This is a genomic window from Phenylobacterium conjunctum (assembly GCF_042679085.1).
Classification (GTDB): domain Bacteria; phylum Pseudomonadota; class Alphaproteobacteria; order Caulobacterales; family Caulobacteraceae; genus Phenylobacterium; species Phenylobacterium conjunctum.
This window is the reverse complement of record NZ_JBHTLQ010000119.1, coordinates 1-885: the sequence shown is the minus strand read 5'-3', so window position 1 is coordinate 885 and position 885 is coordinate 1. Positions and strand designations below refer to the sequence as shown.

Here is an 885-nt window from a genome sequence, read left to right as displayed (position 1 = left end):
CGCCGCGGCCGACGCCGCCAACGCCGCCGGCGACGCCATGACCGCCTCGTCCCCCGCCCAGGGCGACGCCATGTCGGCCGCCATGGCCCCGGCGCCCGCTCCGGCCGAAGCGCCGAAGCACTAAGCGACCCACGCGTTTTCGCGTATGGAGGGCCGCCCGCCTGGGCGGCCCTCTTTCGTTTGCGTCATGCCTGACAGCCCCATTCTCGACTGGACCGACGACGGCCACCCGCGCAGCCGGGTGTTCGGCGACATCTATTTCTCGCCCGAGGACGGACTGGGGGAGAGCCGGGCGGTGTTCCTGGAGGGCTGCGAGCTGCCGGGCGCCTGGGCCGGCCGCGACCGGTTCGTGGTCGGCGAGCTGGGCTTCGGCGCCGGCCTGAACATCCTGGCGCTTCTGGAGCTGTGGCGGCGCGAGCGCCCGGCGGACGGGCGGCTGCATATCTTCTCTATCGAGGCCTATCCGGTGACGGCGGAAGACATGCTGCGCGCCGTGGCCCGCTGGCCGGAGATCGCCGACCTGGCGCAGGCTTTGGCGCAGCGCTGGCCGGGCAAGGCGCGCGGCCTGCACCGCGTGGAGTTTCCTGAACTGGCGGCGATCCTGGACCTGGCGGTGGCGCCGGTCGAGGACGCCCTGGCGGCCTGGGACGGGGCCGCCGACGCCTGGTTCCTGGATGGGTTCTCGCCGGCCCTCAACCCGCAGATGTGGTCGCCGCAGGTGATGGCCCAGGTGGCCGCGCGCTCGGCGCCCGGCGCCAAGGTGGCCACCTTTACTGTGGCCGGCGCGGTGCGGCGCGGGCTGCAGGCGGCGGGCTTCGAGGTGGAGAAGCGCCCCGGCTTCGGGCGCAAGCGCGAACGACTGGCGGCCTGGCTGCCGGGCGAAGC

At 74.2% G+C, this 885-nt stretch carries 1 protein-coding gene; it reads left to right on the top strand.

Annotated features, from left to right (window positions below; genetic code table 11):
* Nucleotides 1-187: 187 nt before the first annotated feature.
* Nucleotides 188-885, top strand: a 698-nt coding sequence (mnmD, locus tag ACFQ27_RS20825) for a tRNA (5-methylaminomethyl-2-thiouridine)(34)-methyltransferase MnmD (RefSeq protein WP_377354929.1), incomplete at its 3' end; no start/stop codon positions are given.